A 5744-nucleotide genomic window follows, 5' to 3' on the forward strand; every position below is an offset into this window, starting at 1 on the left:
CGGCATCGACCACGTGGCGGACCTGGCCCGGCGCGCCCGGGGCGACGGCGAACTCGCCCGCATGCTCGGCGACTACGCCGCGGAACGCACCGCCGCCGGCCGCGCCGTCCCCGGGGACCTGCACCGCGCCCTGGCCCTGACCGAGTCCGCCCCCGCCACCCCGCCGCACGGCACGGACGACCCCCACGGCAAGGAGTCCTGATGCGCATCTTCGACCCCCACATCCACATGACGTCGCGCACCACCGACGACTACGAGGCCATGTACGCCGCGGGCGTCCGAGCCGTCGTCGAGCCCTCCTTCTGGCTCGGCCAGCCCCGCACCTCCCCGGCCTCCTTCCTCGACTACTTCGACGCCCTCCTCGGCTGGGAACCCTTCCGCGCCGCCCAGTACGGCATCGCCCACCACTGCACGCTCGCCCTCAACCCCAAGGAGGCGAACGACCCGCGCTGCACGCCCGTCCTCGACGCGCTGCCCCGGTATCTCGTCAAGGACAACGTGGTGGCCGTCGGCGAGATCGGCTACGACTCCATGACCCCCGCCGAGGACACCGCCCTCGCCGCCCAGCTCCAGCTCGCCGCCGACCACGGCCTGCCCGCGCTGGTGCACACCCCGCACCGCGACAAGCTCGCCGGACTGCGCCGCACCCTGGACGTCGTCCGCGAGTCCGCCCTGCCCGCCGACCGTGTCCTGGTCGACCACCTCAACGAGACCACCGTCAAGGAGGCCAAGGACAGCGGCGCCTGGCTCGGCTTCTCCGTCTATCCCGACACCAAGATGGACGAGGAACGGATGGTCGCCATCCTGCGCGCCTACGGCCCCGAGCAGGTCCTGGTGAACTCCGCCGCCGACTGGGGCAGGAGCGACCCCCTCAAGACCCGCAAGGTCGCCGACCTGATGCTCGCCGAGGGCTTCACCGAGGACGACGTCGACCGGGTGCTGTGGCGCAACCCCGTCGCCTTCTACGGACTCAGCGGCCGCCTGAACCTCGACGTCGACGCCACCGACGCCACCCACGAGGGCAACTCCATCCTGCGCGGCGCACCGAGAGACGAGCCGCAGCCGGCCGGCGCCCCCGCCACGGAGGCGTGAGCCATGCGCTTCCGCCACCCCGACGGCTCCACCGTCCACCTCGCCTACTGCACCAACGTGCACCCCGCCGAAACCCTGGACGGTGTCCTCGCCCAGCTCCGCGACCACTGCGAACCGGTCCGCCGCCGCCTCGGCCGGGACAGGCTCGGCATCGGCCTGTGGCTCGCCAAGGACGCCGCGCACGCCCTCGTCACCGACCCCGCCGCCCTGCGCGGACTGCGCTGCGAACTCGACCGGCGCGGCCTGGAGGTCGTCACCCTCAACGGCTTCCCCTATGAGGGCTTCGGCGCCGAAGAGGTCAAGTACCGCGTCTACAAGCCGGACTGGGCCGACCCCGAGCGCCTGGAGCACACCACCTCCCTGGCCCGCGTCCTCGCCGGGCTCCTCCCCGACGACGTCACCGACGGCAGCATCTCCACCCTGCCCCTCGCCTGGCGCACCGCCCACGACGAGCAGCGCGCACGGACGGCCCGCACCGCCCTGCGCATCCTCGCCGAACGCCTCGACGCCCTCCAGGAACTGACCGGACGCTCCATCCGCGTCGCCCTGGAGCCGGAACCCGGCTGCGTCGTCGAGACCACCCGGGACGCCATCGCCCCGCTCACCGCGATCGCCCACGACCGCGTCGGCATCTGTGTCGACACCTGCCACCTCGCCACCTCCTTCGAAGACCCGCACACCGCCCTGGACGACCTCGCCCGGGCCGGCGTGCCCGTGGTCAAGTCCCAGCTCTCCGCCGCCCTGCACGCCGGACAGCCCCACCTCCCCGAGGTCCGCGAGGCCCTGGCCGCCTTCGCCGAACCCCGCTTCCTGCACCAGACCCGCACCTCCACCCCCGCCGGTCTGCGCGGCACCGACGACCTCGACGAGGCCCTGGCCGGCGACGCCCTGCCCGACACGGCGCCCTGGCGCGCCCACTTCCACGTCCCCCTGCACGCGGCCCCCACCGAGCCCCTCACCTCCACGCTGCCCGTGCTGAAGTCCGCCCTGACCCGGCTCGTCGGCGGCCCGCACCCCCTCACCCGCCACCTGGAGGTCGAGACCTACACCTGGCAGGCCCTCCCGCCCGAGCTGCGCCCCCGCGGCCGGACCCAGCTCGCCGACGGCATCGCCGCCGAACTCACCCTGGCCCGCGACCTCCTGACGGACCTCGGCCTGAAGGAACTCCCATGACCGACCCCACCCCCCTGCTCGTCCTCGACGTCGTGGGCCTCACCCCCCGTCTCCTCGACCACATGCCCCACCTCAAGACGCTCGGCCGGTCCGGCTCCCGCGCCCCGCTCGGCACCGTCCTGCCCGCCGTCACCTGCGCCGCCCAGTCCACCTTCCTCACCGGCACCATGCCCTCGGAGCACGGCATCGTCGGCAACGGCTGGTACTTCCGCGAACTCGGCGACGTACTGCTGTGGCGGCAGCACAACGGCCTCGTCGCCGGCGACAAACTCTGGGACGCCGCCCGCCGCGCCCACCCCGGCTACACCGTCGCCAACATCTGCTGGTGGTACGCCATGGGCGCCGACACCGACATCACCGTCACCCCCCGCCCGGTCTACTACGCCGACGGCCGCAAGGAACCCGACTGCTACACCCGGCCGCCCGCCCTGCACGACGAACTCACGGAGAAGCTGGGCACTTTCCCCCTCTTCCACTTCTGGGGCCCCGGCGCCGACCTGGTCTCCAGCCAGTGGATCATCGACGCCACCCGCCACATCATGCGCACCCGCCACCCCGACCTGACCCTGTGCTACCTCCCTCACCTCGACTACGACCTGCAGCGCTTCGGCCCCGACGACCCGCGCTCCCTGAAGGCGGCCGCCGACCTCGACGCCGCCCTGGCCCCGCTGCTCGACGACGCCTGCGCCGAGGGCCGTACCGTCGTCGCCCTGTCCGAGTACGGCATCACCCGCGTGAACCGGTCGGTGGACATCAACCGCGCCCTGCGCCGCGCCGGCCTCCTCGAGGTGCACACCCAGGACGGCATGGAATACCTCGACCCGATGGCCTCCCGCGCCTTCGCGGTGGCCGACCACCAGATCGCCCACGTCTACGTGCGCCGCCCCGAGGACCTCGACGCCACCCGCGCCGCCCTCGACGGACTGCCCGGCATCGAGCACCTCCTCGACGACGAGGGCAAGAAGACCCACCACCTCGACCACCCGCGCGCCGGCGAACTCGTCGCCGTCGCCGAACCCGACGCCTGGTTCACGTACTACTACTGGCTCGACGACGACCGCGCGCCCGACTTCGCGCAGCTCGTCGAGATCCACCGCAAACCCGGCTACGACCCGGTCGAACTCTTCATGGATCCCCTCGACCCCTACGTGAAGGTCAAGGCGGCCACCGCGCTGGCGCGCAAGAAACTCGGCATGCGCTACCGCATGGCGGTCGTGCCCCTGGACCCCTCACCTATTCGCGGCAGCCACGGCCGCCTCCCCGCGAGCGACGACGACGGTCCGCTCCTCATCTGCTCCACCCCCCGCGCTGTCGGAGACCGCGTCGCGGCCACCGATGTCAAACAACTCCTGCTCCGGCTGGCCGGACTCGGCTGACGCACCACCCGGTACGGCCCCCGAGATCCGACTACCGAGAGTGAAACACACGGCACTGACAACGGCCGGTCCCGGCGGGACCGGAACCGGCCACGACCGAGAAGGCAGGCCACTCGTGACCTCGTACTCCGACCCCTCACGCACCGAAGCCGCCGACGCCCCGGACGAAGGGCTGCGCCGCACCCTCGGTGTGGACCGGCGCCGTTTCCTCAGCACCTGCACCGCCGTGGCGGCCGGAGCCGTCGCCGCCCCCGTCTTCGGCGCCGCCCCCGCCCTGGCCCACGGCCGGGACAGAGACCACGACCACGGACACGGACGCGGGCAGGTGCTCGTCCCGCCGCACAAGCGCGGCATCATCCTCTACACCGTCCGTGACGCCACCGCCCGCGACCCGCTCGCCACGGACCTGCCCTCCGGCTTCCGCGAGGTGTTCAAGCAGCTCTCCCGCCACGGCTACCGCCAGGTGGAGTTCGCCGGTTACCGCCAGCACGCCAACGCGCCCGGCGGCGCCGACCTGGAAACCGTCGAGGGCGCGAAGCTGCTGCGCCGCTGGCTCGACGACTACGGTCTGCGCGCCCAGGGCAACCACGGCTTCATCCCGGGCTCCTGGCCGCTCACCGCGGCGGACAAGGACACCTTCAAGAAGCACCTCGAGATCGCCAACATCCTCGGCATGGACCACATGGGCACCGGTGGCGACCCCACCGGCAGCTCCTACCGCGCCGACTGGGACGTGGCCGCCGACAAGTGGAACGCCCTCGGGGAGATCGCCCGGTGCGAGGGCATCAAGCTCTACACCCACAACCACGACAGCGCCTACGGCTTCCTGCTCGACGGCGGCCCGCTGGACGACCAGGGCCGGCCGACCCGCAGCTCCGGAATCCGGAAGCTGGAGTACTTCCTGAAGGTCACCGACCCGAGGACGGTCTGGCTGGAGATGGACATCTTCTGGGCGCACGTCGCCCAGTACAAGTTCCACACGTACACCGCCCACGACGGTTCGACCAGGAAGAACGTCTTCGACCCGGCCGGCCTGGTCGCCCGCAACAACAAGCGCTACCCGCTGTTCCACGCCAAGGACGGCGTCGTCAGCACGACCAACGGCATGGGCTACGACATGGTGCCCTTCGGGACCGGCGTCATCGACTACACGACGTTCTTCTCGCGGGTCGGACAGCGGAACTACCACAACCCGATGGTCGAGGACGACAACTCACCGAGCGCCACCGACCCCGCGCAGTCGCTGCGCGAGGCCAAGATCAGCTACGACAACATGGCGGCCCTGCGCAAGCGGCGCCGCTGACCCGGAACACGGACCGGGCGGCCCCTCCCACGTGCTGCGGGAGGGGCCGCCCGGTCCGTGCGGGGGAGGCTCCGCCAGGTCATCCCTCGCCGAGCGGCCGGGGGTTGGGCGTGACGCGCTTGTTCTCCGGGCGTCCCGGTGGTTGCAGGAACAGCGCCACGAACCCGGCGAAGATCGAGATGCAGCCCGCCAGGGTGAAGGCGCCGTTGTAGCCCCAGGCGCCGACGACCACGGCCCCCATGCCCGCGCCCAGACCGGAGACGAGCTTGGAGCTGTAGACCATCCCGTAGTTGGTGGCGTTGTTGTTCTCGCCGAAGTAGTCCGCCGTCAGCGCGGCGAACATCGGGAAGATGGCACCGCCGCCGAAACCGGACACGGCGGAGAAGAGCAGGAACAGCGGCAGGTTCTTGATCTCGGCCGACCAGATGATGCCGAACTGGGCGAGGCCCAGGATCGCGCACACGTGGAGCAGGCACTGCTTGCGGCCGTAGAGGTCGGAGAGCCAGCCGATGACGCCGCGCCCGGTGCCGTTGACGATCGCCTTCAGCGACATCGCGGTGGCCACGATGCCGGCCGCGAAGCCCGCGTCCTCACCGATGTCGACCTGGAAGGCGATGCCGAAGATGTTCACGCCGGAGGTACAGGCGAGACAGAACCACATCAGCGCCACCCGTCCGGTCCTCCACGCCTCCATCGGGGAGTACTGCTTGACGGCCGGTGGGTTCTTCTCCAGCGAACGCCGGGCCCGCGGGTCGTCCGGCGGGTTCAGCGGGTCGACGGCGGCCGGCCCCCCGTTCTTC

At 71.6% G+C, this 5744-nt stretch carries 5 protein-coding genes and 1 pseudogene; 5 read left to right on the forward strand and 1 reads right to left on the reverse strand.

Features of this window, described 5'->3' with window-relative positions:
- The 5 genes and pseudogenes from B7767_RS18025 to B7767_RS18045 form a co-directional block, all read left to right on the forward strand.
- A pseudogene (locus B7767_RS18025) lies at positions 1–202 on the forward strand (sugar phosphate isomerase); the annotation flags it as partial.
- Positions 202–1092, forward strand: coding sequence for a TatD family hydrolase (locus tag B7767_RS18030; protein ID WP_085573091.1), 891 nt, complete (start codon positions 202–204; stop codon positions 1090–1092). The pseudogene B7767_RS18025 and the gene B7767_RS18030, both read left to right, overlap by 1 nt.
- Positions 1093–1095: 3 nt before the next feature.
- Positions 1096–2265, forward strand: a complete 1170-nt coding sequence (gene eboE, locus B7767_RS18035) for a metabolite traffic protein EboE (protein WP_085573092.1) — start codon at positions 1096–1098, stop codon at positions 2263–2265.
- Entirely contained in the window at positions 2262–3641 is a 1380-nt protein-coding gene (locus B7767_RS18040) for a nucleotide pyrophosphatase/phosphodiesterase family protein (RefSeq protein WP_085573093.1), read from the forward strand. The genes eboE and B7767_RS18040 overlap by 4 nt, the downstream gene beginning before the upstream one ends.
- A 115-nt stretch (positions 3642–3756) precedes the next feature.
- On the forward strand, positions 3757–4944 hold the full coding sequence (locus tag B7767_RS18045) for a sugar phosphate isomerase/epimerase (RefSeq protein WP_085573094.1): 1188 nt from the start codon (positions 3757–3759) through the stop codon (positions 4942–4944).
- A 79-nt stretch (positions 4945–5023) separates the two neighbouring features.
- Here the strand turns inward: B7767_RS18045 and B7767_RS18050 are convergent.
- Positions 5024–5744, reverse strand: a 721-nt coding sequence (locus B7767_RS18050; RefSeq protein WP_143652533.1) for an MFS transporter, incomplete at its 5' end; no start/stop codon positions are given.

This window comes from Streptomyces sp. 13-12-16, assembly GCF_002114215.1.
GTDB lineage: Bacteria > Actinomycetota > Actinomycetes > Streptomycetales > Streptomycetaceae > Streptomyces.

Excerpts from the sequence above, each read along its gene's own strand:
- B7767_RS18040 (WP_085573093.1), top strand. The coding sequence starts at position 2,262 with ATGACCGACCCCACCCCCCTGCTCGTCCTCGACGTCGTGGGCCTCACC.
- B7767_RS18030 (WP_085573091.1), top strand. The coding sequence starts at position 202 with ATGCGCATCTTCGACCCCCACATCCACATGACGTCGCGCACCACCGAC.
- eboE (WP_085573092.1), top strand. The coding sequence starts at position 1,096 with ATGCGCTTCCGCCACCCCGACGGCTCCACCGTCCACCTCGCCTACTGC.